Here is a 24901-nt window from a genome sequence, read left to right on the forward strand (position 1 = left end):
TCCCCGCCGAGAACGCGCAGGACGTCGCTCAGGCGTCGACGGAGGAACGGTCTGTGCGCTCTCTCGGCGGGGTGGGCGGGAGAAGCAGTTCCTCGGCCAGCGGCGCGGCGAAGAACGCGAACTCGTGCCGCGACGACGACTCGAAGGCACGCCGCATCCGTTCCCGGGTGTCGGGATCGGCGACAGCCGCCGCCTGGCCGACGTAGGCGATCGCCTGGACGGTCGCCTCCTCGAAGGCCGGATCGGCGTAGGTGGAGAGCCAGGAGGCGTAAGGATGCTGCGGGTCCAGCGCGTAGGCGCCGAAGTCTCCTCGGTGCAGGCGCGTGCCGAGGTCGGAGTAGAGCCAGAAGCAGGGCAGGAGCGCCGCGATCAGCTCCGCGTAGTCCGCGCCGAAGGCAACGGAGCGCAGGTGGTCGAGGTAGGCGGTGGTCGTCGCGGACGGCTCCGCGGCGAAGGTCTCCCCGTCACTCCCCGCTCAGGCGTGAGCCACGACGCGTGCAGCTCGAGCTCGCCCGCGATCGCACCGTGCGCCGACTGCGCCCAGAACGCCTGCTCCGCCGAGGTCGGCGCCAGGCGCGCCGCGGCGGCGAGCACGCGGGCGTAGTCACGCAGGTACAGCGCGTCCTGGGCGAGGTAGAAGCGGAACGGCTCTTCGGCGAGGGTTCCGTCCGCGAGCCCGCGGATGAACGGAAGGGCGTCGATGTCCGTGCGGATGCCGGCGATGCCCTCCCACCAGTCCGCCGCGACCTCCTCTGCCACCGGCGACGCCTCCAGCCCGCCGCGGCGGCGCAGTCCGCGAAGTGGTCGATCGGCCCGTGCCCGCGTCCGACCGCCAGATCGGCTCCCGCTCGGAGCGACTCGCGCAGCCAGGCGCGTGCCGAGGCAACGGCCTCCGTCCGGTCGTCGCCGGCGGCGAGGCGCGTCGCGAGCGCCGAGGAGAGCGAGCAGCCCGTCCCGTGCGTGGCCGTCGTGTCGATACGGCTGCCCGCGAACTCCCGGATCGTCGCGGAGGTCGCGTCGACGAGGGCATCCGGCGCCTCCGCGCCATGGAGGTGACCGCCTTGACGAGCACCGCGGTGCCGATCGCCGCCGAGAGCCGTTCGGCCGAGGCGATCGCCGCCGGCCACCCCTCCGCGACCGGCTCCCCGGCCAGCACGGCCAGCTCGATGAGGTTCGGCGTCACGACATCGGCCCGGATGAGGAGCTCGTGAAGAGCGGACTCCGCCTCCGCGTCGAGCAGGCGATCACCGCTCGTGGACACCATGACCGGGTCGACCACGACGACCGGCGGACGGACCTCGTCGAGCCAAGCGGTCACCTCGCGGATCACCTCCGCGTTCGCGAGCATGCCGATCTTCACCGCGTCGATCTCGATGTCGTCGGACAGCGCGCGCAGCTGCGCGCGCAGGAAGTCGACCGGCGGCACGTGCACGGCGCACACGCCCCGGGTGTTCTGCGCGGTCAGGGCCGTGATCGCGGCCATGCCGTAGCCGCCGTTCGCGGCGATCGCCTTCAGATCCGCCTGGATGCCGGCACCGCCGGAGGGGTCGCTTCCGGCGATGCTGAGCACCCGGGAACGCGCGGGGCACCGTTCCAGCGGCGCCGGAACCCTCGCGCCGCCGAGCGGGGATCCTCGGCCGCGCACAGCGCCGAGACGACCGCGATGCCGGCCGCCCCGCATCCCGCAGCGACTCCACGTCGTCGAGACCGACGCCGCCGATCGCGACGCACGGGAGAGGGCTGTCTGCGGCGAAGGCGCGGAATCCTTCGATCCCCAGGGCCGGAGGATGATCCGGTTTGGTGCTGGTCGGCCGGATGACTCCGACGCCGAGGTAGTCGAGGGTCCCGGCGGGCAGGGCGCGAACGGCCGCCAGATGCGCCGGGGTGTTCGCGGTCAGGCCGATGATCGCGTCGGGCCCGAGCAGCTCCCGTGCGCGCTCGACGGAGGAGTCGGACTGTCCGAGGTGCACGCCGTCGACGCGGGCGCCTCGTTCCCGGGCCGCCAGGGCGGCGTCGAGACGATCGTTGACCACGAGGAGGGCGCGTCCGTCGATCGCCGCGGAGAGCTCGACGAGCTGGTCGGCGATCTCGGCATCCGAGGCGGTCTTGTCCCGGAGCTGGACGATGCGGACACCGCCGGCCACCGCCTCGCGGACCGTCTCGACGACGCCGCGCGGCCCGCAGAGGACCGGATCGGTGACGAGGTAGAGCGAGAGGTCCGCGCTCACGCCGACGCTCCGCCGGCAGCGAGGACCGCGGGCTCCGCGGCGATGTCGGCGGGTTCGATGGCGGCCAGCGCATCGAGCAGGGCGACCGCGAAGCTGCCCGGTCCCGAGGCCTCCCCGGCGGCGCGCTCAGCGGCCCGCGCATAGACGAGGCTCGCTCCCGCGACGGCGAGCAGCGGCGAGATCTCGAGGCTGCGCGCGGCGCCGAGGAAGGCGGCCATGATCGCGCCGAGCGCGCATCCTCCGCCGGTGACGCGGGTCAGGAGCACGTCTCCTCCCGCGATGCGGATCACGCGGTCGCCGTCGGTGACGAGATCGACCTCACCGGAGACGGCCACCACGCTGCCGTGCCGGCGGGCCAGCACCTGCGCGGCATCCGCCGCCGCCTCGGTCGTGTCGGTGGCGTCGACGCCACGCCCTCCCGCACTCATCCCCGCCAGCGCCAGGATCTCCGAGGCGTTGCCGCGGATCGCCGTCGGGCGCTGCTCGACCAGTTCCTGCGCCAGGGCGGTCCGCACCGGCAGCACCCCGATCGCGACGGGGTCCAGCACCCACGGGGTGCCGGCGGCACGAGCGCCGGCGACGGCCTCGAGGCTCGCCGCGCGCTGCTCGGGCGTCGGCGTTCCCAGGTTGATGAGCACACCCGAGGCGATGCCGGCGAAGAGCTCGGACTCGCCGACGATGTCGACCATCGCGGGCGCCGCGCCCACGGCCAGCAGCGCGTTGGCGGTGAAGCCGGTCACGACGGCGTTGGTGATGCAGTGCGTGAGAGAAGGCGCCGCACGCAGGCCCGCCAGCAGTCGGGCGGCCTCCTCGGCGACGGTGGAATCGGTGGACGGCGGACGCAGAAGATCGCTCATGCGACATCCCTTCGCTAGTACGAACTAGATCAGGTTCGACGGGTGTTCTCTCAGCCGCAGGTCGCGGCACCCCGTGTCACTGCCAGAAGTCTATCGCCGCTCAGGCTCTCGGCACGTCGAGGTCGAAGGCGAGCACCACTGCGGTCGCCAGCTGCTCCTCCTGCTCCTCTGTCAGGAACCCGACGGTGCGCCCCAGCACCGATACGGGAACGGTCAGGATGTTGTCGACGGAGATCGCGCAGGCGTGGTCGAGACCGTTCTCCCGTCCGAGTGGAACCTCGCTGCTGAGCCCTTGATCGTCGACGTGATCGGCGCGACCGTCACCTTGGTCATCGCCACGCGGGCAGCGTCACGGGTGAGGATGACCACCGGCCGCGTCTTGTCGAGCCTCGCAAGGCAGATCTCACGCATCATCCGCTTCGATCTCGATGCGCCCCATCGTCCAGTCGACGAGGGCGTCGAGGTCGTCGTTCGCTCCCTGAGCGCGAAGGATCGCGGCGTCGCGCTCGGCGACCCGGCGACGCAGCTCACGTTCGATGGCGGAACTGACCAGCGCTGTCCGGCTCGTCACAGCTCCGGCCGCGACGAGGTCATCCATCTGTGCGACGAGCTGCTCCGGCAGGCGGACCGCGATCTGAGTGCTCATAGAACGATGCTACCAGAATGCATCCCGTTTTGGTATGCGCTCTGGTAACCTACCGTCCGCGGAGAATCCGTACGCTTCTGAGCACGCTTCCATGGCTAGGTCCGCCGAGCATCGAGCGACTCAGACCGCCGACCGGAACGTGGTCAACGACAACGCCAGCTCCCGCGCAGCCTCGTGCGGACGGTAGTCGTCGCTGTCGTAGCGCCGTCTGAAACACACGGTGAGCACTCGCGCGGGCAACAGATGAATTTCATCTGGCACAGGTTTGCTTAGGTCTGCGGTCTCGAAGTCGTGCGAGTAGGGGTGCAAGGCATCTGGACTCCGATCACGACGTGAGACGAATATTGACGGGAAGTCATCGCCCCCTCCACTCAGATCCACCCACTGATCTGACCGGAAGCCGAACCAAAGTAGCCACTCGGGCCGACCGTTGACCATAATCTTTGCGTACCAAGCGTTTCCGTCAGGATCTCGCGCACTCAACAAGGAGAAGGCCGGGAGACTCAGTGTTCCCTGGAGCAACAAGCTAGCTCCGAGGGCTTCGAGCTCTGTTTCGAGCTCTTGCGTGAATTGGTGAAGGGTCGCGCTCCAAAGTTGGAAGCGCTGCTGGTCACTCGACAACAAGCGATCGTTAATAATGTCTTGGACATACTCGGGGCGCGCCATCAGCTTTGCTTGTCTCCGTACTGCCCGCTCGAAGAGTTCATATAGGGGCAGAATGTCGCCATCATCACTGGCTTGAAGCGCCGAGTAGTACTCCCGCGATCATCCTGAGCCCGCAGCACAAGCGGCGGATAGCCGTTTCTAGACAGTTCGAGATTCGCGAGAATTCGCGCGATGCGCCCGTTTCCATCCTCGAACGGATGGATGTGAGCGAGCCACGCATGGACAACCGCAGCGGCGAGCAACGGATCGCCGTCGGTAGCGCCCCACCAGTCCGCGAGTTCTAGCATGACCCGAGGAACCTCGCCGGGTGGCGTAGTCCGGTGGTCCGGCCTTCCGCTGATTTCATTGTCGAACTGCTTGTACGCGCCCGCGGTTCGCACGTTACCCAGAATCAGGCGATGGAGTGCTCGGATCTCCGCCGCACGAGGCACATGCTCGTCCGCGAGCCAGGCGTCCGCGATCTCATGCGCGCGATATAAACCAAGCACCTCATAAAGCTTTGGGTCCGCGACAACAACTTCGGTTAGGGAGTGCTCCGGCCCGGTGAGGAGTACGGAATTCCTCCGAACCACGTCACGCACCTCTCGCGGATCCCACTGGATGCCCTCAATACGGTTGCTCTCCGTCACCAGATCCATTCGTGTTACGTCGAGGTAGGGCCGAGGATGTGTTCTGCCTCCGCACGAATACGCGCGTTCGTCTGCTGAGCCCGACTTTGGGTAGCCGTAGCTTTGTCCCGTGCTCGCTCGTACCTGGCATGAGAGATGGCATCACCTTCAACGAGGTATGGGCTCCCAGAGAGGAGAATCGAAGACTCGGGCATGTTCTCATCATTCCCCGATCACTCAACCAGGCGCTACCTACACGACGCATTGCTCGCGGTCGCCGGTCCTGCCGCCGACTTCTCGGCTCCAAACCGCGCGCTGTCCCCGACACCCGACGAGGTGGACGCTGAAGGGCTCGCGGGTCTCGATCTGACTGCCTAATTGGCGAAGAGTCCGGAGACACTGCTGACGGACTAGCGTGAGAATCCATTTACTCGGACCATGTGGGTGACGAGCCGATGACTCGCGCCGCATCGCGCCGGTACGTCTCAGCATGCGCGGACAGATCGGCGCGCCCGGTCTCTGCGGCGCGCGCCTCCGTGAACTCCGCGAGCCAGTCGAGGCGTTCGACGATCGCCTCGCGCACCGATGAGGGCGAGTATCGGATGCCGTATGCCGCGACGAGCGTCGCGAGGCGCTCCTCGCGCTCACCGTGACGGGCCGGGTCGAACCCGGCGGCATCCTCGGCATACGGCGCCATCCGATAGGCGAGGTAGGACAGGTCCCACAGTCGCGGTCCCGGCCCGGCGAAGTCGACGTCGATGACGCCACTCAGCCGCCCTCGGCCACGAGCAGGTTGCACGGCGCGAAGTCGCCGTGGCAGATCACCTCGGCCGGTGAGCGCGGCGGGCTTCGCCACTCCCGCCCGGGCCGAGCAGCGGCCGTGAGGCCTCGTGCAGTCGACGCAGGAGGCGCGCGGCATCCTGGAGCAATCCGGGGTCCCACTGCAGATCCGCAGGCTGCTCGACCAGCGGCACGCCCTCCAGGAACGTCAGGATCTCCCTGCCGCGCTCGTCGATGCCCGCGCGCGCGGAGTCTCGACGATGCCCGCCGCCTCGTAGGCGCGCAACAGCTCGTGGACGGCGGGCGTCCACTCCCCGTGACCCGCCGCACGGTGTCGCCGACGCGCACGACCGGATCCATGTTGCCGCCGCTCAGCGGCGTCTCGGCATCCGGCATGCTCCGAGGGTATCCGGCACGGAGGAACACCACAGCCGCTTCCTCGGCGGTCTCACTTGTTGCGGGTGCGCGGCGTCAGATCCCACACCTTGTGAGACCGCCGATCATGACGGTCTCAGAAGATGCGTCCCCAACGCAGAACAGGCCACGAGTTGTGAGACCTGCGCGATGCGAGGCGAGGACGAGGCTACTCGCGCAGTGTCGCCCCGAAGCGCTCGGATGCCGCGGCCACCCCGGCGAGCTTCGCCTCCGTCGCCTCGGCGGCCGTGAGCGTGCGGTCGGCGGCCCGGAAGCGCAGCGCGAACGTCAGGCTCTTGGACCCTCGGGCACGCCCTCGCCGCGGTAGTCGTCGACCAGACGCGAGGACTCCAGGAGCTCCCCGCCCCGTGGCGAAGACCGCGCCGACATCGGATGCCGGAACCTCCGCCGGGACGACGAGCGAGACGTCCTGCGTGGCCGGCGTGTACCCGGAGAGGTGCGCGGCGACGACGCGGCCACCGGCGAGCGAGAGCAGGAGATCGAGGTTGAGCTCCGCCACGTAGACGCGGCCGGGGAGATCGGCCTCGGCGGCGACGACGGGAAGGAGCTCACCGACGTAGCCGACCTCGACGCCGCCCGCGGTCAGCACGCCGGTGCGGCCCGGGTGGAGCGCGGCGCGCTGCGACTGGGCGACGTCGATCTCGACGCCGGCGGCCACGGCGATCGTGCGCACGGCGTCCAGGGCGTCGCTCAGCGAAGCGGCGACGGCCGGCTGGCCCGGCTGTTTGGCGATCAGGTTTCCGGTCAGCAGCACGGCGACGTGGCGCGGCTGCGGCGGGAGCGCCGCGTCGAGGGCGGCGAGCGTGGCCGCATCCGGGCGCTCGGCGGCGGCCGGCACCGTGTCGGTTCCGTACTCGACGCCGGGCTCGGGCAGGAACACGGTCCCCGCCTCGAAGAGCGCGACATCGGTGAAACCGCGGGCGACGTTGCGATGCGCGACCTGCAGCAGGCCGGGGACGAGCGAACGACGCAGGAACGGCGCCTGCCCGTCGAGAGGGTTGGCGAGCTTCACGCTCGGCAGGTGCTCGCCCGAGGCAGAGCCGTGCAGGTCGTTCGCCTCCTCGGTGGTGAAGCCGAAGGACGGCGTCTCGACGAAGCCCGCGGCGGCGAGCGCATTCGCCACCCGGCGGCGACCGGCCTGCGCCGGGGTGAAGCCGCGACCCGACGGCGGCACCGGCAGCACCGAGGGGATGCGGTCGTAGCCGTCGATGCGGGCGACCTCCTCGGCGAGGGTCCACTTGTCGGTGAGGTCGGGGCGCCACGACGGCGGGAGGATGAACCAGGCATCGACGTCGTCCGAGGCGATCTCGCAGCCGATGAGCTCCAGCGCGCCAGTGATCTGCTCGGGGTGTAGTCCACGCCGATGAGGCCGGAGATGAAGCCCTTCGGGAGGGTGATGCCCGAGGTCGCCACCTCCGCGAAGAGCGCGCCGCCCACCTCGGTGTCGAGCGTGCCGCCGGCGAACTCGACCATGAGGTCGCCACGCGCCGGGCGGCGACGAAGGGGATCAGCGGGTCCACCCCGCGCTCGAAGCGCTTGGAGGCCTCGCTGGGCAGCTTGTGCCGGCGCGCGGTGCGGGCGATCGAGACCGGGTCGAAGATCGCCGCCTCGATGAGGACGTTGCGCGTGGCATCCGACATCTCGGTCGTGCCGCCGCCCATCACACCGGCCAGGCCGATGGCACCCGACTCATCGGTGATGAGGAGGTCTTCGACACTGAGGTCGCGCTCCTTGCCGTCGAGCGTCGTGAGCTTCTCGCCCTCGTGCGCGCGACGGACGGTGATCCCGCCCTGCAGCAGATCCAGGTCGTAGCCGTGGATCGGCTGGCCGAGCTCGAGCATGACGTAGTTGGTGATGTCGATGAGGATGCCCAGAGGTCGGATGCCGGCGAGCGTCAGGCGCGCGACCATCCATTCCGGCGTGGGCGTGGTGGCGTCCACGTTCCGCACGATGCGTGCGACGAACTCGGTGGCGCCGACATTGCCGCGGATCGGGCCCTCGTCGACGACGGCGACCGGGAAGCCCGCGCCGGGTTCGACCTCGCCCCACTCCCGCAGACCGGGGTCGCGGAACACGCCGCCGGTCGCGTGCGCGTACTCGCGGGCGACGCCGCGCAGTGACAGCGCGTAGCCGCGATCGGGGGTCACGTTGATCTCGACGGCGACGTCGTCCAGGCCCAGCAGCGCGATGGCGTCCGCGCCGACCTCAGGATCGAGGCCGATCTCGGACAGACGCAGGATGCCGTCGTGCTCCTCGCCGAGACCGAGCTCCTTCGTGGAGGCGATCATGCCGTCGGAGACGTGCCCGTAGGTCTTGCGCGCCGCGATCGGGAAGGGTCCGGGCAACACGGAGCCCGGCAGCGTCACCACGACCTTGTCGCCCTCGAAGAAGTTGCGGGCGCCGCAGACGATGCCGCGGACTCCCCGTACGAAGGGCCGACATCGACCTGGCACCAGCGGATCGTCTTGCCGTTGGACTGCGGCTCCTCGACGAACTCCTTCACCTGCCCGACGACGATGGGGCCGGTCAGGCCGAAGCCGTGCACGTCCTCCTCTTCGAAGCCGACCGAGACGAGCGCCGCGAGGACGTCCTCGGGGTCGCCTCCGGTGCGACATCGACGTATTCACGCAGCCACGAGAGCGGGACGCGCATCAGACCACCATCCCGAACTGCTCGCTGAAGCGCACATCGCCCTCGGCCATGTCACGCATGTCCTGCACATCCGAGCGGAACATGAGCGTCCGCTCGATCCCCATCCCGAAGGCGAAGCCCGAATACTCCTCGGGGTCGATCCCTGCCGCGCGCAGCACGTTGGGGTTCACGACACCGCAGCCGCCCCACTCGATCCAGCGGGCGCCGCCCTTGAAGGTCGGATGCCAGAGGTCGAGCTCGGCGGAGGGCTCGGTGAAGGGGAAGTAGTTGGCGCGGAAGCGCGTCTTCGCGTCCTCGCCGAAGAGCGCCCGGGCGACATGGTCGAGGGTGCCTCTCAGGTTGGCCATCGTGATGCCCTTGTCGATCACGAGCCCTTCGAACTGGGTGAAGACCGGCAGGTGCGTCGCGTCGAACTCGTCGGTGCGGTAGACGCGGCCGGGAGAGATGATGTAGATCGGCAGCTCGCGCGTGAGCATCGAGCGCATCTGCACGGGGCTCGTCTGGGTGCGCAGCAGCAGGTGCTTCGCGACCGGGTCGACGTAGAAGGTGTCCTGCATCTGTCGCGCGGGGTGGTCGGCGTCGAGGTTCAAGGCGTCGAAGTTGTACCACTCGTGCTCGAGTTCGGGCCCCTCGGCGATCTCCCAGCCCATGCCGACGAAGATGTCGCTGATCTGGTCCTGCAGGAGGGTCAGCGGATGCCGGGCTCCGACGCGATGCCGGCTCGGCAGCGCCGTGATGTCGACGCGCTCGGCCTCGAGGCGGGCCGCCGTCTCGGCCTCGGCGAGCTCGGCCTCGCGCGCTGCGAGCGCCTGGTTCACGCGGCCGCGCGCCTGCCCCACGAGCTTGCCGAACGCGGCCTTGTCCTCAGGGGCGACATGACGCATTGCCGCGTTCAGGGCGGCCAGGGGCGAACCCTCGGCGGTGTGCGCATTGCGGGCAGCCTTGAGCTCTGCGGTATCGGATGCCGCAGAGATCGCGGCGAGCGCAGCCGACACGGCGGATTCCACCGCCTCGGGCGTGATCGAAGGAGTATCAGACACGAGAGACGAGTCTACCGGCGCGCAGGCTTGCAACGTGCGCGCCGGCAGTTCCCCTCGTTCAGAGCTACTGGCTGCCTTGGGCGTTGCCGGTAGTCCCATCGGTGCCCTTCTGGGCGACGATGAGCTCGGTGTCGGTGACCTCCTGGGCGGGGCCGGTCACGACGGGGATCCCAGTGAGCTTCGAGCTGCGCCGCATCCGCTTCTCGACGATGTTCGCCGCGAGCGAGAGCAGCAGACAGAGGCCGATGTAGATCACGCCGACGACCATCATCGCGGGGATCCACGGGTTGTCCAGGCTCGATTGGCTGCCGAGGTAGCGTGCGTAGCGCAGCAGTTCGGGGTAGGTGATGATGAAGCCGAGCGCGGTGTCCTTCAACGTCACCACGAGCTGGGCGATGATCGCCGGGAGCATCGCGCGGATCGCCTGAGGCAGGAGGACGAGCCGCATGACGCCGGCCTTGCGCAGCCCGATCGCGTAGCCGGCCTCCTTCTGGCCACGCGGCAGCGACTCGACGCCGGCGCGGATCACCTCGGAGAGCACAGAGCCGTTGTACGCGATGAGCGCGATGACCACCGACCAGTAGCTGCCGACCGAGATCCCGATCACCGGAAGACCGTAGTAGAGCAGGATCATGAAGATCAGGACCGGCACCGCACGGAGCACTTCGACGATCGCAGTGATCGGCGCGCGGACCCAGACGTGGTCGGACAGGCGCCCGATCGCCAGGACGAAGCCGAGCACCAGGGAGCCGACGGCGGCGACCAGGAAGGCGGCGACCGTGTTCCACGTGTGCAGGGCGACCTGCGTCCACACATAGGGTAGGTGAAGGCCTCCCACTTCGAGGCCGTGAACTGACCCGTCGCGAAGAGGCGCCAGACAAGGAATCCGGCGACGCCTATGACGACGAGGACCGTGACGATGCCCAGGATGCGGTTGCGCGCGATCGCGCGGGGACCGGGGACATCGTAGAGAACGGAAGTCATCGGGCTACCCTCCATCGACGCTCGAGTCTCTGCTGGATCCAGCCGAGGACGAAGACCATGAGGACGAAGATCACCATGACCCACAGCACGACCTCGAGCGCGTTCTCGCCCGCTCGGAGAGATTGGCCCGGATAGAACCGAGATTGAGCACGGCGAATCCCGAGGCGACGGTGGTGTTCTTCAGAAGTGCGATGATCACCGACATCAGCGGCGGAATGACCGAACGGAAGGCCTGTGGCAGGACCACCTGAGACATGACCTGCCCGAAGGTGAGGCCGAGGGCGCGTGCTGCCTCGGCCTGGCCGACCGGCACGGTGTTGATGCCCGAGCGGAGCACCTCGGCGACGTAGGTGGCGGTGTAGATGCCGAGCGCGAAGACACCCAGCACGAGATAGTCAGTATCGCGCAGACCGAGGATGATCGGCAGCGCGAAGGCGAAGGCGAAGAAGACGAGCGTCAGAGGCGTGTTGCGGATCGTGTTCACGTAGAACGTGCCCACGGCGCGCGCGATGGGAACCGGCGAAACGCGCATGGCGCCCACGATGAACCCCAGCACCAGGGCGATGAGACCGCCACCGGCGAAGAGGATGAGCGTTCCGCGGAGCGCATCCCACCACAGGTCGAGGTTGTTCAGGATGGAACCCACCTGTGCCCCTTTCTCGTGTGTTCTGGTGTGCGTGGCCTAGCGTGGAGAGGGCGACTCGTCGGCCGCCCCTCCACGGGCCGGATCAGTAGCGGTCGACCGCGGGCTGCTCGACGACCGTGCCGGAGGCGCCGAGGTTGGCATCGTAGATCGCCTGCCAGGTGTCGCCACCGTTCTCGAACAGGTCGTTGATGAAACCGCGCAGCACGTCGTCGCCCTTGGGAAGGCCGACTCCGTACTCCTCGACGCTGAAGGGCTCGCCGACGACCTGCAGCTCGTCGGGGTAGGCCGCCGCGTAGCCGATGAGGATGGCCGCATCGGTGGTGACCGCGTCGGCCTGGTTGTTGCGGAGAGCCTCGACGCAGAGCGAGTAGGTGTCGAACTCGACCGTGTCGGCGTCGTAGTTGTCGCGGATGTTCTGGATCGGCGTGGAACCCGTCGCCGAGCAGACCGTGACATCCGAGGTGAGGTCGGCGTCACTCTCGATCGCGCTGTCCTGCCGGACGAGCAGACCCTGACCGGTGATGAAGTACGGACCGGCGAAGTCGATCTGCTCCTTGCGGGAGTCGGTGATCGAGTAGGTGCCGACGTAGTAGTCGATCTGACCATTGACGATCGCCTGCTCGCGGTTGGCCGAAGCAATCGCCTCATAGGTGATCTGTTCCTCGGAGAAGCCGAGCTCGGCCGCGATCCAGCGGGCGATGTCGACGTCGAAGCCGGTGCGCTCACCGGTCGCCGCGTCCAGATACCCGAGACCGGGCTGGTCGTCCTTCACGCCGACGATCACGCCACCGCGGGCCTGCATGGCATCGAATGTCGGGCTGCCCTCGAGGGTGACATCGTCGGCGGGCGGCGGAACCTCTTCACCGGGGCCGCTGCCACCGCCACAGGCGGTGAGAGCCATGATCGAGGCCGCCGCGATGGCGATTCCGCCCAGTGCACGTGTGCGTCGCATTTTCTTCTCCTTTTGCTGTGTGATCAGAACTTGTTCAGTTGGTGAGGAGCTTCGACAGGAAGTCCTTTGCCCGGTTGCTCTTCGGATTGGTGAAGAACTCCTCGGGGTGGCCTCTTCGACGATCTGCCCGTCGGCCATGAAGACGACGCGATCGGCCGCCTTGCGGGCGAATCCCATCTCGTGGGTGACGACGATCATGGTCATGCCCTCTTTGGCGAGGCCGACCATGACGTCGAGCACCTCGTTGATCATCTCCGGATCCAGGGCGCTGGTCGGCTCGTCGAAGAGCATGACCTTCGGATGCATGGCCAGTGCCCGTGCGATCGCGACGCGCTGCTGCTGTCCGCCGGAGAGTTGAGCGGGGAGCTTGGCCGCCTGCTGCGCCACGCCCACCCGCTCCAGAAGCGCCATGGCCTCTTTGTCGGCATCCGCCTTCTTCATGCCCTTGACCTTGATCGGCCCGAGCGTGACGTTCTCGAGGATCGTGAGGTGAGCGAACAGGTTGAACGACTGGAAGACCATCCCGACGTCGGCTCGCAGCTTCGCCAGACCCTTGCCCTCGGCCGGCAGCACCTCGCCGTCGATCCGGATCTCGCCGCTCGTGATGGTCTCGAGACGGTTGATGGTTCGGCAGAGCGTCGACTTGCCCGAGCCCGAGGGCCCGATCACGACGACGACCTCGCCCTTGGAGACCGTCATGTTGATGTCGGTCAGCGCCTGGAAATCGCCATAGTGCTTCTGGACGTTCTCCACCACGACAAGCGGTGCACCCGTGTTCATCATGCCTCCAACCTAGGTCAGGTCCTGTGCGCTCTCCAGAGGACCTGAAGCAGGTTTACGTCTTTGTAACCAAAGTAAGAACACCTCACGTTAGGGCCGCGCCAGGCGGCTCGTCATCGTCCTTGAGTGTTTCTTGAGCGTGCGCCCACCGCTTTCCACACGCACCGTCGTTCGGCGTCTCGCCTGCCGGTAGTAGGAGATCGCACCCGGGTGAAGGTCGATCGAATCCGTGAAGATCGCCGACCGCCGATCCAGCAGAGCGGCAGCGGGGACATGCTGGGCGAGGTGAACCCGCGCATCGAAGAGCGACGCCAGCACCGCATGGATGAACTCGTCGGATGCCGCCTCGGAGGTGACCAGATAGTTCGGGACGGCGAGGGTCACCGTCGGCTCCTCGCCGCCGTAGGCGCCGGTCGGGAACTCCGCGAAGCGATACACGCCGGCGAACCGCGAGTTGATCCCCTCGACCGCGTCCGCATCGACGGACAGCAGACGCACGGGCAGGCGATCGGTGAGATCCTCCAGGCCGGGGGTCGGCACGCCGCCGACCCAGAAGAAGGCCTCGATATCGGCGCGCTCGAGCGCCTCGATGGACGCCTCGAGCCCGAGCTCGCGGTTCTCGAGCGCCTCGGCGTCCACGCCGGCGGCGTCGAGGATCCTCGTGGCGACGACGTTGACGCCGGAGTTCCTCGATCCCAGGGAGACGACGCGACCCTCGAGGTCGGCGATGCGCTCGATGTCCGAATCGACGCGGACCACGACGTGCACGTACTCGTCGTACAGCCGCGCCACCGCCTGGATCGGCAGCGGCTCCGCGAAGGCGCCGATGCCGCGCACGGCATCGGAGGCGGCGTCGCTCTGCGCGAACCCGACCACGGCCTCCCCGCTGCCGATGCGCAGGAGGTTGTCCACCGAGCCGTTCGTCTCCGCGATGACGACCGGCACGTCGAGATCCCGGGTGAGCACGGCGGCGAGCTGCTCGCCGTAGCCGTAGTAGACCCCCGTGGTGCTTCCGCCCGCGATCACGTACGGGACGGCGTCGTCCTCCTGCTCCGCGACGCCGCATCCCGCCAGCGCCAGCACGACACCCGCCAGCGCGGCCAGGGCCAGCGCGCGCGACGCCCGCTTCGCCCCGCTCATCGCACGTATCCTTCCGGCAGTCTCAGCGAGACCATGAGTCCCCCGTCTTCCGGCGAGGTCACCGTCAGCTCGCCGTCGAGCGCGTGCAGGAGATCCGTCGCGATCGCCAGCCCCAGGCCCGAACCCGGCTGATTCTGGCTGCCGGGGCTTCGCCAGAATCTGTCGGTGACATGCTCCAGCTCGTCGTCGCGCACGCCCGGGCCGTGGTCGCGCACCGCCACCACGCATCCGCTCTCCTGCCGGGAGGCGGACACCTCGACGCACGTGCCCGCCGGGGAGAACTTCACGGCGTTGTCGATCACCGCATCGAGGGCGCTCTCGACCATCGTGTCGTCGGTGAGGCTGAGCACCTCCGTCTCGCCCGAGCGCACGAAGGAGATCCCCCGCTGTGCAGCGACGTCCTGCCAGGCCTCGACGCGACGCTGCGCGAGCGCGGCCAGATCCACCACCGCCGGCTCCGCGTCGCCGTGTCCGCTGCGGGCCAGGCTCAGCAGGGTGTCGAGGATCCTCGTCATCCGCCGCCCCTCCTCGCGGGTCGCCTCGATGTCGTCGATCCATCCCTCATCGAGGCCGGTCGCCAGCAGCTCGACGCGGACGAGCAGGGCGTTGAGCGGATTGCGGAGCTCATGCGAGGCGTTCAGGGCGAACTCCCGCTGGCGGGAGAGCGCCCGCTCGATCTCCTCGGCCATACTGTTGAAGATCAGGATCATCCGGCGCAGCTCCGGTGGCCCGGTGTCGTCGGCGATCCGCGCTTCCATGTCGCCCTTCTCGATCGCCTCCATCGCCAGATCCACCCGCTGCACGGGCCTGAGCACCCAGCCCGCCAGCCGGTTGACGACGAAGAGGCCGAGAAGGGCGGCGAGGCCGGCGATCACCACGAGCAGCACCCAGTGCCGGATGATCGCGACGCGCGGGGCCTCCACGCTCGCCGAGATGATCACCGCGCCGATGACGTCGCCGTCGTCGAAGACGGGTTCGACCAGTACCGCATCGGTGAACAGCCACGGCAGCGCCGCCGGCGGCAGCTCGCTGCGCCGGCCTGACAGCGCGAGCGCCGCCTGCGCGGAGACGGCCTCTTCGAGGACGACCGGAGGCTCTCCGCCGTGCGCCCAGGGCTCGCCCGAGCGATCGACGACGACGACCCGGATGTCGTAGAGCTGCTCGAAACGCGCCGCCTCGCTGTCGACGACGGCGGGATTGCCCGCTCGCAGCGCCTGCCGGGCGCTCGTGACGAAGTAGCTGAGATCCCCGAGCTGCTCGGCGTAGAACTCCTGCTGGATGCTGCGTGCCGCCGACCATGCGTAGGCACCCCCGAGGACGACGAGAACCCCGACGAGCGGCACCAGGAAGACGATCATCAGGCGTGTGCGCATGCCTCAGGCTCCCGCCAGCCGATAGCCGACACCTCGCACCGTCTCGATGGGCGCACCGGGGCCGATCTTGCGGCGGATCGAGCCCACATGCACTTCCAGGGAGCGGCTGAACGAATGCCAGTCGGAGTTCCACACCTCGCGGATGATGCGCTCCCGCGGCACGACGACGCCCGGGTAGCGCACCAGCACCGCGACGATGTCGAACTCCTTGCGCGTCAGCTCCACCGCGACCCCGTCGACCAGCACCTGCCGGGCGACCAGATCGAACCGGACACCGCCGATGTCGACGCTCTGCTCACGCTCGACGTCGGTGGGCATGGTGCGCGAACGCCGCGTGACGGCCTCGATGCGGGCGACCAGCTCCCGGACGTCGTAGGGCTTGACGAGGAAGTCGTCGGCGCCCGCCCGCAGGCCTGTGATCCGGTCCCGCACCTCGTTGCGCGCGGTCGCGATGATGATCGGCACGCCCGTGCGCGCCCTGATCCGTCGGCAGAGATCGATCCCGTCGATGTCGGGCAGACCGAGATCGAGCAGGACGACCTCGGTGTCCGAGCCGAGCGCCTCCAGTGCGCCGGCCCGTGCGCGGCCCGTGCCGTCGCGTAGCCGGACTTCCGCAGGAACGCACCGAGCGCGTCGGCGACGCGATCGTCGTCTTCCACAATCAGAATCTTCATCGAGCCTGTTCCTCGGGTGAACGGCGCTGCCAGGGGCACAGCCCATACAAACTACCAGTGAAGCCGCGCGGTGCCGCGCCGCGCCGTCAGCCTCGACGGGCGGCGTGCTGGGCGAAGGCGCTCTCGTAGAGGCATACACTCGCGGCCGTGGCGAGGTTCAGCGACTCGGCCCGCCCGAAGATCGGCAGCTTCAGCACGTGATCGGCGAGGTTCAGCGACCACTCCTCCAGTCCGTGCGCCTCATTGCCGAACAGCCAGGCGGTCGGCCCCTCCAGAGTTCCGGAGGAGCGCGCCTCGATGAAGTCGTCGCCCTTCACGTCCGCGGCGAGCACGGTGAGCCCGGCCTCGCGGGCCCCCTCGAGCACGAGCGGGAGCTCCCCGCCTACCGCGATCGGCAGGTGGAAGAGCGATCCGGTCGTGGAACGGACGACCTTGGGGTTGTAGGGGTCGACCGTGCGACCGGTGAGGATGACGGCGTCGGCCCCCGCGGCATCCGATGCCCGGATGATCGTGCCGAGATTGCCGGGATCGCGGATCTCCTGACAGATCGTCACGAGCATGGGCGAGCTCGCCAGGATGTCCTTCACCGCGGTGGGCGTCTGCCGTGCCACCGCGAGCAGGCCCTGCGGGGTCACGGTGTCGGCCATCGCCGCCAGCACGCCCTCGGAGACGTACTGCACCTCGACCTGCGCCTCGACGGCCGCCGCGCGGATGTCGGCGTGCTTCTCCCAGCCGGTGGGCGTCGCGAACAGCTCGGCGATCGCATCGGGCTTGTAGGCCAGTGCCTCGCGCACCGCCTGCGGCCCCTCCAGGAGGAAGAGGCCGGTGTCGCTGCGGGCGCTGCGCTTGGTGAGCTTGGCCACCGCGCGGACGCGAGGGGATCGGGGATTCTCCAGCACGCTCTCAGTCTAGAGAGATCGGATGCCGCACCGCCTCCCGAAAACGCAGAACGGGCGCTCCCCCGCAGGGAAGCGCCCGTTCGACGAAGAAGTCGCTCAGGCGGCGGTCTTCGGTGCGTTCACGTCCGAGGGCAGCGCCTTCTTCGCAGTCTCGACGAGCGAGGCGAAGGTGGCGGGCTCGTTCACGGCGAGCTCGGCGAGCATGCGGCGGTCGACCTGAACGCCGGCAAGACCCAGACCCTGGATGAAGCGGTTGTAGGTGAGGCCGTTCTGGCGGCTCGCCGCGTTGATGCGCTGGATCCACAGACGACGGAAGTCGCCCTTGCGCTTGCGACGGTCGCGGTACGCGTAGACGAGCGAGTGCGTGACCTGCTCCTTGGCCTTCCGGTACAGGCGCGAACGCTGCCCGCGGTAACCGGAGGCGCGCTCGAGGATGACGCGACGCTTCTTGTGGGCGTTGACAGCCCGCTTGACTCTAGCCATTTCTCTGTATTCCTATCGTGCGATCGGGCGCGTCAGCCGCGGCCGAGGAGCTTGTTGGCGACCTTGGTGTCGGCCTTGGAGAGCACCTGGTCCTGGTTCAGGCGGCGGGTGCGACGGCTCGACTTGTGCTCGAGGTTGTGACGCATGCCGGCCTGCTGCTTCTTCAGCTTTCCGGAACCGGTGATCTTGAAGCGCTTCTTGGCACCCGAGTGGGTCTTCTGCTTCGGCATCTTCTCTTCTTTCGTGTGGCGCCTTCTCAGGCGACGGTGTCAGCCCGCCGGAGCGGGAGGTCGGGGCGGGAGTTACTCCGCGGTGTCCTTCGCGGCCGTCTTCGCCTCGCGGGCGGCCTGCTTGTTGGCGGCGCGCTGAGCGTTCTGCTCGGCCTTGGCGTCGGACTTGTTCTTCAGTGGTGCGATGACCATCACCATGTTGCGGCCGTCGATCGTCGGGTTCGACTCGACCGTGCCGAACTCGGCCACGTCTTCGGCGAACTTGCGCAGCAGACGCACACCCTGCTCGGGACGCGATTGCTCGCGACCGCGGAACAGGATCATCGCCTTGACCTTGTCGCCGGCCTTCAGGAAGCCCTCGGCGCGCTTGAGCTTGGTCGTGTAGTCGTGCGCCTCGATCTTCAGGCGGAAGCGCACCTCTTTGAGGATCGTGTTCGCCTGATTGCGGCGGGCTTCCTTCGCCTTCTGCGCGGCCTCGTACTTGAACTTGCCGTAGTCCATGATCTTGACCACGGGCGGCTTCGAGTTCGGTGCGACCTCGACGAGGTCGAGATCTGCCTCCTGCGCGAGGCGCAGCGCGGCCTCGATGCGGACAACGCCGATCTGCTCACCCGCGGGGCCGACGAGGCGGACCTCGGGCACGCGGATGCGCTCATTGGTGCGGGGATCGCTGATGCGGAACTCCTTCAGTGGGTGAATAGGTCTTCTCGAGACACTCATCCCCACCCGGCCGACTTACAGACGTCGGCGCCCCCTGTCTACCGACGTGAATCGGCGGAGTGCAAGACCCGGTAGCCTGGAACGGCAAGCGCGGGTGGGAAGTGAATCCTCTTTCGTGCCGGAGCGCAATGCTCCGGAGCCAATCAAGTCTAACAGAAGGCATGCCACAGTGACGATTCCGGGTCAGGACGAGCAGGAACACGAGCGCCAGGAGCGCTGGGAGCAGCAGGAGGAGGCCGCGGCATCCGCCACCCGGGACATCGCCGACGTCCCCGCCGTCGAGGTCATCACCACGACCGCCGTGCACCTCATGAGCGCCGCCGCCGTCAAGGTGGGCCTGGCCCACGATCCGGATGCCGAGCAGGACCTCGACGAGGCCCGCAAGCTCATCAACGCCCTCGCCGGTCTCATCACCGCCGGCGCCCCCGAGATCAGCGACATGCATGCGCGCTCGCTGCGCGACGGCCTGCGCTCCCTGCAGCTGGCCTTCCGCGAGGCCTCGGTCATCCCCGATCCGATCGGCAAGGGTCCGGGCGAGAAGTGGACGGGTCCGGTCACGTAGGTGCTGGGCAGGCTCCGGACTGCTCTGGTCGGGCTCCAGGAGACCCCCGTTTCGCGCAGAGCGGGCTCCTTCCCCGCTGCGCGGGGCCCCTCCCGATGCGCGAAACGGGGGTCTCCCTGCGCCCTCGGCAGAACACTCCTGCGCCCTGGTCGTTCCATGAATGCCGGGGAGGGTAAGAGAGCGAGAGGCGTTGCGCGATTCTCGCTGACTCTCACTCGGAGGCGCGGAGCTTCACCGTGAGGGAGTCGACGAGGACGGCGATGCGGTCGTCGGCGGACCATCGCTGAGCGAGGCGGGTCAGGACCGCGTCCAGTGCCTCACGCTCCAGCCCCTGCACGAGCTCGAGTTCGACGATGAGCTCCGGTCCGCGCAAGCGCGCATCGGGATCACCCGGGGCCACGGCGACGTCGATCACGGCGAGCTCGGTCGCCACCGACTCCTGGAGTCCGGTGAACACCTCGTGCGAGAGGAAGCTCGGATCCCACGGCTCCCCCTGCGCGACCGCCCAGACCGCGGGGCGACGCAGGATGAACTCCGTCTCGGATGCCGGGTCCAGCACGATCAGGTCGGTGTCGTCGGCGGATGCCGCCAGCGCCGCACGCACGGCCTCCACCGGGATCGGACGCGCCGTGGCATCCCACCGCCGCATCGCGTCGACCGAGCTGAACACCGGCTGCACGCGGCGCCCGTCGGGAGCGGCGACCGTGACGATCGACAGCTCCTGGGTCTTGTCGACGGACAGGCCGGTCGGGCCGATCCCCTCGTCGCCCTTCTCGGCGATCAGCGGGATGAGCACTCGGGCGGAGCGGAACGCATCGACGACCTCGCTCTGGGAGCCCTCCCCGCCCGGAACCGCAGGAGTGCGGCCAGCAGCGCGGGATCGGCCGTTCCGTCATCGGCCGCGTGCGGATTCTCCTGGAAGCTGCGACCCTCCCACGGGACCCGGCGGAGTCGGCGTGGTTGCAGGAGTCCTGCGGGTCAGTGCCCTGCGACATCCAGTGCCTCGACGAGGGTGAAGGCACCGGCGTACAGGGCTTTGCCCACGATCGCGCCCTCGACGCCCAGCGGCACGAGCTCGCGCAGGGCCGCGATGTCGTCGAGGCTCGAGACGCCGCCCGAGGCGATCACCGGCTTGGGCGTGCGCGAGGCGACCTCGCGCAGCAGGTCGAGGTTCGGACCGCGCAACGTGCCGTCCTTGGTGACGTCGGTGACGACGTAGCGGCTGCATCCGGCATCCTCGAGACGCTGGAGCACCTCCCAGAGATCCCCGCCGTCCTCGGTCCAGCCGCGGGCGGCCAAGGTCGTGCCGCGCACATCGAGTCCGACCGCGACGGCCTCGCCGTAGCGGGCGATGACGTCGGCGGCCCACTCGGGTTCTCCAGGGCGGCGGTGCCGAGGTTGACCCGGGTCGCGCCGCTCTCCAGCGCCGCCTCCAGGCTCGCGTCGTCACGGATGCCGCCGGACAGCTCGATGCTGACGTTGCGGTACTGCTTGATGACGCGGCGCAGGATGGCGGTGTTGCTGCCACGCCCGAAGGCGGCGTCGAGATCGACCAGGTGGATCCACTCGGCGCCCTGATCGACCCATTCGCCGGCGGCGTCGACCGGATCCCCATAACTGGTCTCGGTGCCGGCCTCGCCCTGGGTGAGGCGCACGGCCTGTCCGCCGGCGACGTCCACGGCGGGCAGCAGGATGAGTTCGGGCGTGGATGCGAAATCGTTCATGGTTCCTCGTTGGTGGCGATCGCCTCGGGTGGGCACGATCTCAGAGCGTATCGGCGCGGAGAGAGCCGATCCAATTCGACAGGAGCCGGATGCCGGCCTCCCCGACTTCTCGGGATGGAACTGGGTCGCCGACAGCGGCCCGTTCTCGACCGCTGCCAGGAAGGGCGCACCGTATTCGGTCCAGGTCAGCCGTGGTTTCGGGAACGGCGGGATGACGTCGAGCTCCCAGGTGTGGGCGGCGTAGGAGTGCACGAAGTAGAAGCGCTCGTCCTCGATCCCGTGGAAGAGCACGCTGCCGTCATCCGGCGTCACAGTGTTCCAGCCCATGTGCGGCAGGATCGGGGCATCGAGCTCGGTGACGGCCCCCGGCCATTCGCCGAGCCCCTCGGTCGCGTGTCCGCCTTCGACGCCGTGCGCGAAGAGCACCTGCATGCCGACGCAGATGCCGAGCACCGGTCGGCCCCCGGCCAGGCGCCGGTCGATGATCTCGTCGCCGCCGCGGGCGCGCAGCGCCTCCCGCACCGCGGCGAAGGCGCCGACGCCGGGCACGACGAGGCCGTCGGACTCGAGGGCGGTCTTCCGGTCGGAGGTGAGGACGGCATCCGCCCCGCCGCGATGAGCGCCTTGACGGCCGAGTGGACGTTGCCCGACTCGTAGTCGAAGACCGCGACGCGAGGACGGCTCGTCACAGAGCACCCTTCGTGGACGGGATACCGACCACGAGCGGGTCGAGACTCTTGGCCTGACGGAACGCGCGGGCGAACGCCTTGTACTCCGCCTCGGCGATGTGGTGCGGGTCGCGCCCGCCGAGCACGCGCACGTGCACGGTGAGGCCGGCGTGGAAGGTGATCGCCTCGAAGGAGTGGCGCACGAGCGAGCCGGTGAAGTGGCCGCCGATGAGGTGGTGCTCGAAGCCGGCGGGTTCGCCGTCGTGCACGAGATAGGGGCGGCCCGAGATGTCGACGACGGCCTGCGCGAGCGCCTCGTCGAGGGCACGAGCGCGTCGCCGTAGCGGGAGATGCCCGCCTTGTCGCCGAGCGCCTCGGCGATCGCCTGGCCGAGCACGATCGAGACGTCTTCGACGGTGTGGTGCGCGTCGATGTGCGTGTCGCCGGAGGCGCGGACGGTCAGGTCGGTCAGCGAGTGCTTCGCGAAGGCGGTGAGCATGTGATCGAAGAACGGCACCGAGGTGTCGATGTGGCTCGCGCCCGTGCCGTCGAGGTTCAGTTCGAGCTCGACGGTCGATTCGGAGGTCGAACGGGTGCGGCGCGCGGTGCGATCGGTCATGAGGCCGATTCTATCGACGCCAGGGCGTCGAGGAACGCCGTGGTCTCCTCCTCGGTGCCTGCCGTGACCCGGAGGTGTCCGGGAATGCCCACGTCGCGGATCAGGATGCCGCGGTCGTGGAGCGCCCGCCAGGTCGCCGCGGGATCGTCGACCCCGCCGAAGAGCACGAAGTTGGCCGCCGACTCGTGCGGCTCGTAGCCGAGGGCCTCCAGCGTCGCCGAGATGCGATCGCGCTGTGTGACGATCTCGTCGACCATCGCGAGCATGGTCGGGGCGTACCGCAGCGCCGCGGTCGCCGCTGCCTGCGTGAGCGCGCTCAGGTGGTAGGGCAGACGCACCAGGCGCAGGGCGTCGGTGAAGGCGGGGTCGGCCGCGAGGTAGCCGACGCGTGCGCCGGCGAAGGCGAAGGCCTTGCTCATGGTCCGGGAGACGGCCAGGCGCGGGCGTCCGTCGAGCAGCGTCAGCGCGGAGGGAGACTCCTTCGGCGCGAACTCCTGGTAGGCCTCGTCGACGACGACCACGCCGCGAGCGGCGTCGTACACGGCTTCGACAACGTCGAGGCCGAGCGCGGTGCCGGTCGGGTTGTTCGGGGAGCAGAGCAGGACGACATCGGGATCGGCCTCGGCGACCTGGCGCGCAGCGCTCTCTGCGGTCACGGTGTAGTCGGGCTCGCGCGTGCCGGCGACCCACGTGGCACCCGTGCCCTGAGTGAGCAGCGGGTACATCGAGTAGGTCGGCGCGAAGCCGAAGACCGTGCGGCCCGGCCCGGCGAAGGCCTGGAGGATCTGCTGGAGCACCTCGTTGGAGCCGTTTCCGGCCCAGATGTTCTCCGGGCGCAGCCCGTGGCCGAGATAGTCGGCGAAGCCCTCGCGGAGCGCGGTGAACTCCCGGTCGGGGTAGCGGTTGACCTGCTGCAGCGCGACGGCGATGTCGTCGAGGATGCTGCTTCCGACCTCATCGGGGACCGGATGCGTGTTCTCGTTGACGTTCAGCGCCACCGGCAGCGCCGCCTGCGGCGCGCCATAAGGGGTGAGTCCGCGCAGATCGTCACGGAGAGGGAGGTCTTCGAGAGAAGCAGTCACATGTTCCATGCTAGAGCGCGCGCGAGCTGTTGACGCGATGCGGGGAAGGCGAGGTGCGGGCGTCGTCGGGTCACCGACCGAGGGCTCAGGGGGCGGGGTCGCGTACTCCAGCGGGATCGCGAGCTCCTGACCAGCGAAGATCTCGCCCCCGCCAAGCATGTTCAGCCGGATGATCGCGTCGACGACATCGCGGGGGTCGGATGCCGGCGCGATCTCGCCCGCGAGGGACCACAGCGTGTCACCGGGAAGCACCGTCACGGTGGTGAAGGTCACCGACTCGGACGCGTCGGAGGAGGCGATCGCCGCCGCACCATTGAGGGCGGCGACGGCGAGGAACGCGGCCAGCGGCAGCGCGACGAGTGCAGCGAGGGCCCGACGGCCCCGAGCGGTGATGCGCAGGCGCGTGGCCGGGCCTACGGCGGGGAACGCCGGTGCGGTCGTGACGCTGATGCTGCTCATCTCTGCCTCCTGTGTGGTGGAGCTTTCGCATCCGGCCCTCGGCCGGGAGAGCCGAATGCGAAGCTTCGTACCGAAGATATCTTCGATCTCGAATATTTGTCAAGCTTTCTTCGAGAACCGATTCGACGCCTTGGGAGACACGCTCGAACAAATCTTCCGTTTCGCCCTGATTATCGGATACGGTTTCGATATCGGAAGCTCATCATGAACCTCCGACATTCGAAGACGAGAGCCCAGGAGCACCATGAGCGACACCGCCGCACCAGAGCCCGAGGCCCCGCGCACCCGGCGTCGGAAGAGCCTGAGTCCCAAGCAGATGGCGATCCTGGAGGTCATCCAGACGTCCATCGCACAGCAGGGCTATCCGCCGAGCATGCGCGAGATCGGCGATGCCGTCGGCCTGAAGTCGCTCTCCAGCGTCACCCACCAGCTCGGCCAGCTCGAGCTCAGCGGCTACCTGCGGCGCGACCCGGGCAAGACCCGGGCGATGGAGGTCCTCATCGACCTCCCGGGCCAGAGCACCGAGAACCCTGCCGACACGCAGACGCCCGTCGGCGATGCCGCTCTCGTGCCGCTGGTCGGTCAGATCGCCGCCGGTGTGCCGATCACCGCCGATCAGCAGGTGGAGGAGATCTTCCCGCTCCCCGCCAGCTCGTCGGCAAGGGCGAGCTGTTCATGCTCAAGGTGTCGGGCGACTCCATGATCGATGCGGCCATCTGCGACGGCGACTGGGTCGTCGTGCGCACGCAGAACACCGCCGAGAACGGCGAGATCGTCGCGGCGATGCTCGACGGCGAGGCGACGGTCAAGACCTTCCGCCAGCGCGACGGTCACACCTGGCTGCTCCCCGCAACTCCGCCTTCGAGCCGATCCCCGGCGACGACGCCACGGTGCTGGGCAAGGTCGTCGCCGTGCTCCGCGCCGTCTGAAACACGACGAAAGCGCCGGTCCTCCCCTTCGACAGGCTCAGGGAGCGGATCGGCGCTTTCGCGTT

The 24901-nt window shown here is 68.7% G+C and carries 21 protein-coding genes, 11 pseudogenes and 1 riboswitch; of the genes and pseudogenes, 4 read left to right on the forward strand and 28 right to left on the reverse strand.

Features of this window, described 5'->3' with window-relative positions; translation table 11 throughout:
- Window positions 1–28 precede the first annotated feature (28 nt).
- From KAE78_RS16995 to KAE78_RS00275, 10 genes and pseudogenes are all read right to left on the reverse strand, one after another.
- Entirely contained in the window at window positions 29–157 is a 129-nt protein-coding gene (locus tag KAE78_RS16995; protein ID WP_262927686.1) for a hypothetical protein, read from the reverse strand.
- Window positions 158–163: 6 nt separating this feature from the next.
- A pseudogene (locus KAE78_RS17000) lies at window positions 164–409 on the reverse strand (thiamine-phosphate pyrophosphorylase); the annotation flags it as partial.
- Window positions 370–759, reverse strand: a complete 390-nt coding sequence (locus KAE78_RS17005) for a hypothetical protein (RefSeq protein ID WP_262927687.1) — start codon at window positions 757–759, stop codon at window positions 370–372. The pseudogene KAE78_RS17000 and the gene KAE78_RS17005, both read right to left, overlap by 40 nt.
- A gap of 104 nt (window positions 760–863) precedes the next feature.
- A pseudogene (gene thiD, locus KAE78_RS17015) lies at window positions 864–1681 on the reverse strand (bifunctional hydroxymethylpyrimidine kinase/phosphomethylpyrimidine kinase); the annotation flags it as partial.
- A gap of 52 nt (window positions 1682–1733) precedes the next feature.
- A pseudogene (locus KAE78_RS00250) lies at window positions 1734–2228 on the reverse strand (thiamine phosphate synthase); the annotation flags it as partial.
- A complete protein-coding gene (thiM, locus tag KAE78_RS00255; protein ID WP_223171317.1) occupies window positions 2225–3085 on the reverse strand; it encodes a hydroxyethylthiazole kinase in 861 nt (286 codons plus the stop codon). The gene thiM and the pseudogene KAE78_RS00250, both read right to left, overlap by 4 nt.
- A riboswitch (TPP riboswitch) is annotated at window positions 3075–3169 on the reverse strand. (Overlaps the previous gene by 11 nt.)
- 129 nt (window positions 3170–3298) lie before the next feature.
- Complete coding sequence (locus KAE78_RS18105; RefSeq protein ID WP_317451792.1) at window positions 3299–3499, reverse strand: type II toxin-antitoxin system PemK/MazF family toxin; 201 nt, start codon at window positions 3497–3499, stop codon at window positions 3299–3301.
- The gene (locus KAE78_RS00265; protein ID WP_317451793.1) at window positions 3489–3731 is read right to left on the reverse strand and encodes a ribbon-helix-helix domain-containing protein; all 243 of its coding nucleotides are present in this window, start codon (window positions 3729–3731) and stop codon (window positions 3489–3491) included. Before KAE78_RS00265 ends, KAE78_RS18105 begins: the two co-directional genes overlap by 11 nt.
- Before the next feature lie 665 nt (window positions 3732–4396).
- Window positions 4397–5035 carry a Fic family protein gene (locus KAE78_RS00270; RefSeq protein WP_223171318.1) on the reverse strand — a complete coding sequence of 213 codons (639 nt, stop codon included), beginning with the start codon at window positions 5033–5035 and terminating at the stop codon, window positions 4397–4399.
- A 397-nt stretch (window positions 5036–5432) separates the two neighbouring features.
- The gene (locus tag KAE78_RS00275) at window positions 5433–5861 is read right to left on the reverse strand and encodes a phosphotransferase (protein ID WP_223171319.1); all 429 of its coding nucleotides are present in this window, start codon (window positions 5859–5861) and stop codon (window positions 5433–5435) included.
- 34 nt (window positions 5862–5895) lie between these two features.
- Here KAE78_RS00275 and KAE78_RS00280 point away from each other — a divergent pair, with 34 nt between their 5' ends.
- A complete protein-coding gene (locus tag KAE78_RS00280) occupies window positions 5896–6063 on the forward strand; it encodes a hypothetical protein (protein ID WP_223171320.1) in 168 nt (55 codons plus the stop codon).
- A 305-nt stretch (window positions 6064–6368) separates the two neighbouring features.
- On the opposite strand, the pseudogene pheT reads toward KAE78_RS00280, so the two are convergent.
- From pheT to infC, 13 genes and pseudogenes are all read right to left on the reverse strand, one after another.
- Window positions 6369–8872, reverse strand: a pseudogene (pheT, locus tag KAE78_RS18110) (phenylalanine--tRNA ligase subunit beta).
- The gene (gene pheS, locus KAE78_RS00295) at window positions 8872–9912 is read right to left on the reverse strand and encodes a phenylalanine--tRNA ligase subunit alpha (protein ID WP_223171322.1); all 1041 of its coding nucleotides are present in this window, start codon (window positions 9910–9912) and stop codon (window positions 8872–8874) included. The pseudogene pheT and the gene pheS overlap by 1 nt, the downstream one beginning before the upstream one ends.
- A gap of 64 nt (window positions 9913–9976) precedes the next feature.
- Entirely contained in the window at window positions 9977–10726 is a 750-nt protein-coding gene (locus KAE78_RS00300) for an amino acid ABC transporter permease (RefSeq protein ID WP_317451794.1), read from the reverse strand.
- A gap of 166 nt (window positions 10727–10892) precedes the next feature.
- Window positions 10893–11542, reverse strand: a pseudogene (locus KAE78_RS00305) (amino acid ABC transporter permease).
- Between the two features lie 82 nt (window positions 11543–11624).
- On the reverse strand, window positions 11625–12494 hold the full coding sequence (locus KAE78_RS00310; protein ID WP_317451795.1) for a glutamate ABC transporter substrate-binding protein: 870 nt from the start codon (window positions 12492–12494) through the stop codon (window positions 11625–11627).
- 34 nt (window positions 12495–12528) lie between these two features.
- A pseudogene (locus KAE78_RS00315) lies at window positions 12529–13274 on the reverse strand (amino acid ABC transporter ATP-binding protein).
- Between the two features lie 90 nt (window positions 13275–13364).
- Window positions 13365–14414: a TAXI family TRAP transporter solute-binding subunit gene (locus KAE78_RS00320; protein WP_223171323.1), complete on the reverse strand. Its 1050-nt coding sequence runs from the start codon at window positions 14412–14414 to the stop codon at window positions 13365–13367.
- Window positions 14411–15787, reverse strand: coding sequence for a sensor histidine kinase (locus KAE78_RS00325; protein WP_223171324.1), 1377 nt, complete (start codon window positions 15785–15787; stop codon window positions 14411–14413). The genes KAE78_RS00320 and KAE78_RS00325 overlap by 4 nt, the downstream gene beginning before the upstream one ends.
- A 3-nt stretch (window positions 15788–15790) precedes the next feature.
- Window positions 15791–16507 carry a response regulator transcription factor gene (locus KAE78_RS00330; RefSeq protein WP_223171325.1) on the reverse strand — a complete coding sequence of 239 codons (717 nt, stop codon included), beginning with the start codon at window positions 16505–16507 and terminating at the stop codon, window positions 15791–15793.
- 40 nt (window positions 16508–16547) lie between these two features.
- Window positions 16548–17360, reverse strand: a complete 813-nt coding sequence (locus KAE78_RS00335; protein WP_223171326.1) for a TrmH family RNA methyltransferase — start codon at window positions 17358–17360, stop codon at window positions 16548–16550.
- A gap of 96 nt (window positions 17361–17456) precedes the next feature.
- Complete coding sequence (gene rplT / locus KAE78_RS00340; protein ID WP_223171327.1) at window positions 17457–17843, reverse strand: 50S ribosomal protein L20; 387 nt, start codon at window positions 17841–17843, stop codon at window positions 17457–17459.
- A gap of 32 nt (window positions 17844–17875) precedes the next feature.
- Window positions 17876–18073 (reverse strand): 50S ribosomal protein L35, encoded by a 198-nt coding sequence (rpmI, locus tag KAE78_RS00345; RefSeq protein ID WP_087133207.1) that lies wholly within the window; start codon window positions 18071–18073, stop codon window positions 17876–17878.
- 72 nt (window positions 18074–18145) lie between these two features.
- Window positions 18146–18793 (reverse strand): translation initiation factor IF-3, encoded by a 648-nt coding sequence (gene infC / locus KAE78_RS00350; RefSeq protein ID WP_223172348.1) that lies wholly within the window; start codon window positions 18791–18793, stop codon window positions 18146–18148.
- Between the two features lie 175 nt (window positions 18794–18968).
- On the opposite strand from infC, the gene KAE78_RS00355 reads away from it, so the two are divergent.
- On the forward strand, window positions 18969–19355 hold the full coding sequence (locus KAE78_RS00355; protein ID WP_411156004.1) for a DUF1844 domain-containing protein: 387 nt from the start codon (window positions 18969–18971) through the stop codon (window positions 19353–19355).
- A 211-nt stretch (window positions 19356–19566) separates the two neighbouring features.
- Here KAE78_RS00355 and KAE78_RS00360 read toward each other — a convergent pair.
- From KAE78_RS00360 to KAE78_RS00380, 5 genes and pseudogenes are all read right to left on the reverse strand, one after another.
- Window positions 19567–20350: pseudogene (locus tag KAE78_RS00360) on the reverse strand (SseB family protein).
- Window positions 20334–21079: pseudogene (gene priA / locus KAE78_RS00365) on the reverse strand (bifunctional 1-(5-phosphoribosyl)-5-((5-phosphoribosylamino)methylideneamino)imidazole-4-carboxamide isomerase/phosphoribosylanthranilate isomerase PriA). The pseudogenes KAE78_RS00360 and priA overlap by 17 nt, the downstream one beginning before the upstream one ends.
- 40 nt (window positions 21080–21119) lie before the next feature.
- Window positions 21120–21768: pseudogene (hisH, locus tag KAE78_RS00370) on the reverse strand (imidazole glycerol phosphate synthase subunit HisH).
- Window positions 21765–22366 (reverse strand): annotated as a pseudogene (gene hisB, locus KAE78_RS00375) (imidazoleglycerol-phosphate dehydratase HisB). Before hisB ends, hisH begins: the two co-directional pseudogenes overlap by 4 nt.
- Window positions 22363–23457, reverse strand: a complete 1095-nt coding sequence (locus tag KAE78_RS00380) for a histidinol-phosphate transaminase (protein ID WP_223172349.1) — start codon at window positions 23455–23457, stop codon at window positions 22363–22365. Before KAE78_RS00380 ends, hisB begins: the two are co-directional and overlap by 4 nt.
- A gap of 430 nt (window positions 23458–23887) precedes the next feature.
- Between KAE78_RS00380 and KAE78_RS00390 the strand changes: the two genes are divergently transcribed.
- Both KAE78_RS00390 and lexA read left to right on the forward strand, forming a co-directional pair.
- Window positions 23888–24115, forward strand: coding sequence for a hypothetical protein (locus KAE78_RS00390; RefSeq protein ID WP_223171329.1), 228 nt, complete (start codon window positions 23888–23890; stop codon window positions 24113–24115).
- A 36-nt stretch (window positions 24116–24151) separates the two neighbouring features.
- A pseudogene (gene lexA, locus KAE78_RS00395) lies at window positions 24152–24836 on the forward strand (transcriptional repressor LexA).
- Window positions 24837–24901: the final 65 nt, after the last annotated feature.

It is taken from the genome of Microbacterium sp. NIBRBAC000506063 (assembly GCF_017968845.1).
GTDB lineage: Bacteria > Actinomycetota > Actinomycetes > Actinomycetales > Microbacteriaceae > Microbacterium.

Excerpts from the sequence above, each read along its gene's own strand:
- KAE78_RS16995 (WP_262927686.1), bottom strand. The coding sequence starts at position 157 with ATGCGGCGTGCCTTCGAGTCGTCGTCGCGGCACGAGTTCGCGTTCTTC.
- thiM (WP_223171317.1), bottom strand. The coding sequence starts at position 3,085 with ATGAGCGATCTTCTGCGTCCGCCGTCCACCGATTCCACCGTCGCCGAG.
- KAE78_RS18105 (WP_317451792.1), bottom strand. The coding sequence starts at position 3,499 with ATGATGCGTGAGATCTGCCTTGCGAGGCTCGACAAGACGCGGCCGGTG.
- KAE78_RS00265 (WP_317451793.1), bottom strand. The coding sequence starts at position 3,731 with ATGAGCACTCAGATCGCGGTCCGCCTGCCGGAGCAGCTCGTCGCACAG.
- KAE78_RS00270 (WP_223171318.1), bottom strand. The coding sequence starts at position 5,035 with ATGGATCTGGTGACGGAGAGCAACCGTATTGAGGGCATCCAGTGGGAT.
- KAE78_RS00310 (WP_317451795.1), bottom strand. The coding sequence starts at position 12,494 with ATGCGACGCACACGTGCACTGGGCGGAATCGCCATCGCGGCGGCCTCG.
- KAE78_RS00320 (WP_223171323.1), bottom strand. The coding sequence starts at position 14,414 with ATGAGCGGGGCGAAGCGGGCGTCGCGCGCGCTGGCCCTGGCCGCGCTG.
- KAE78_RS00325 (WP_223171324.1), bottom strand. The coding sequence starts at position 15,787 with ATGCGCACACGCCTGATGATCGTCTTCCTGGTGCCGCTCGTCGGGGTT.
- KAE78_RS00330 (WP_223171325.1), bottom strand. The coding sequence starts at position 16,507 with ATGGGCTGTGCCCCTGGCAGCGCCGTTCACCCGAGGAACAGGCTCGAT.
- rplT (WP_223171327.1), bottom strand. The coding sequence starts at position 17,843 with ATGGCTAGAGTCAAGCGGGCTGTCAACGCCCACAAGAAGCGTCGCGTC.
- rpmI (WP_087133207.1), bottom strand. The coding sequence starts at position 18,073 with ATGCCGAAGCAGAAGACCCACTCGGGTGCCAAGAAGCGCTTCAAGATC.
- infC (WP_223172348.1), bottom strand. The coding sequence starts at position 18,793 with ATGAGTGTCTCGAGAAGACCTATTCACCCACTGAAGGAGTTCCGCATC.
- KAE78_RS00380 (WP_223172349.1), bottom strand. The coding sequence starts at position 23,457 with ATGGAACATGTGACTGCTTCTCTCGAAGACCTCCCTCTCCGTGACGAT.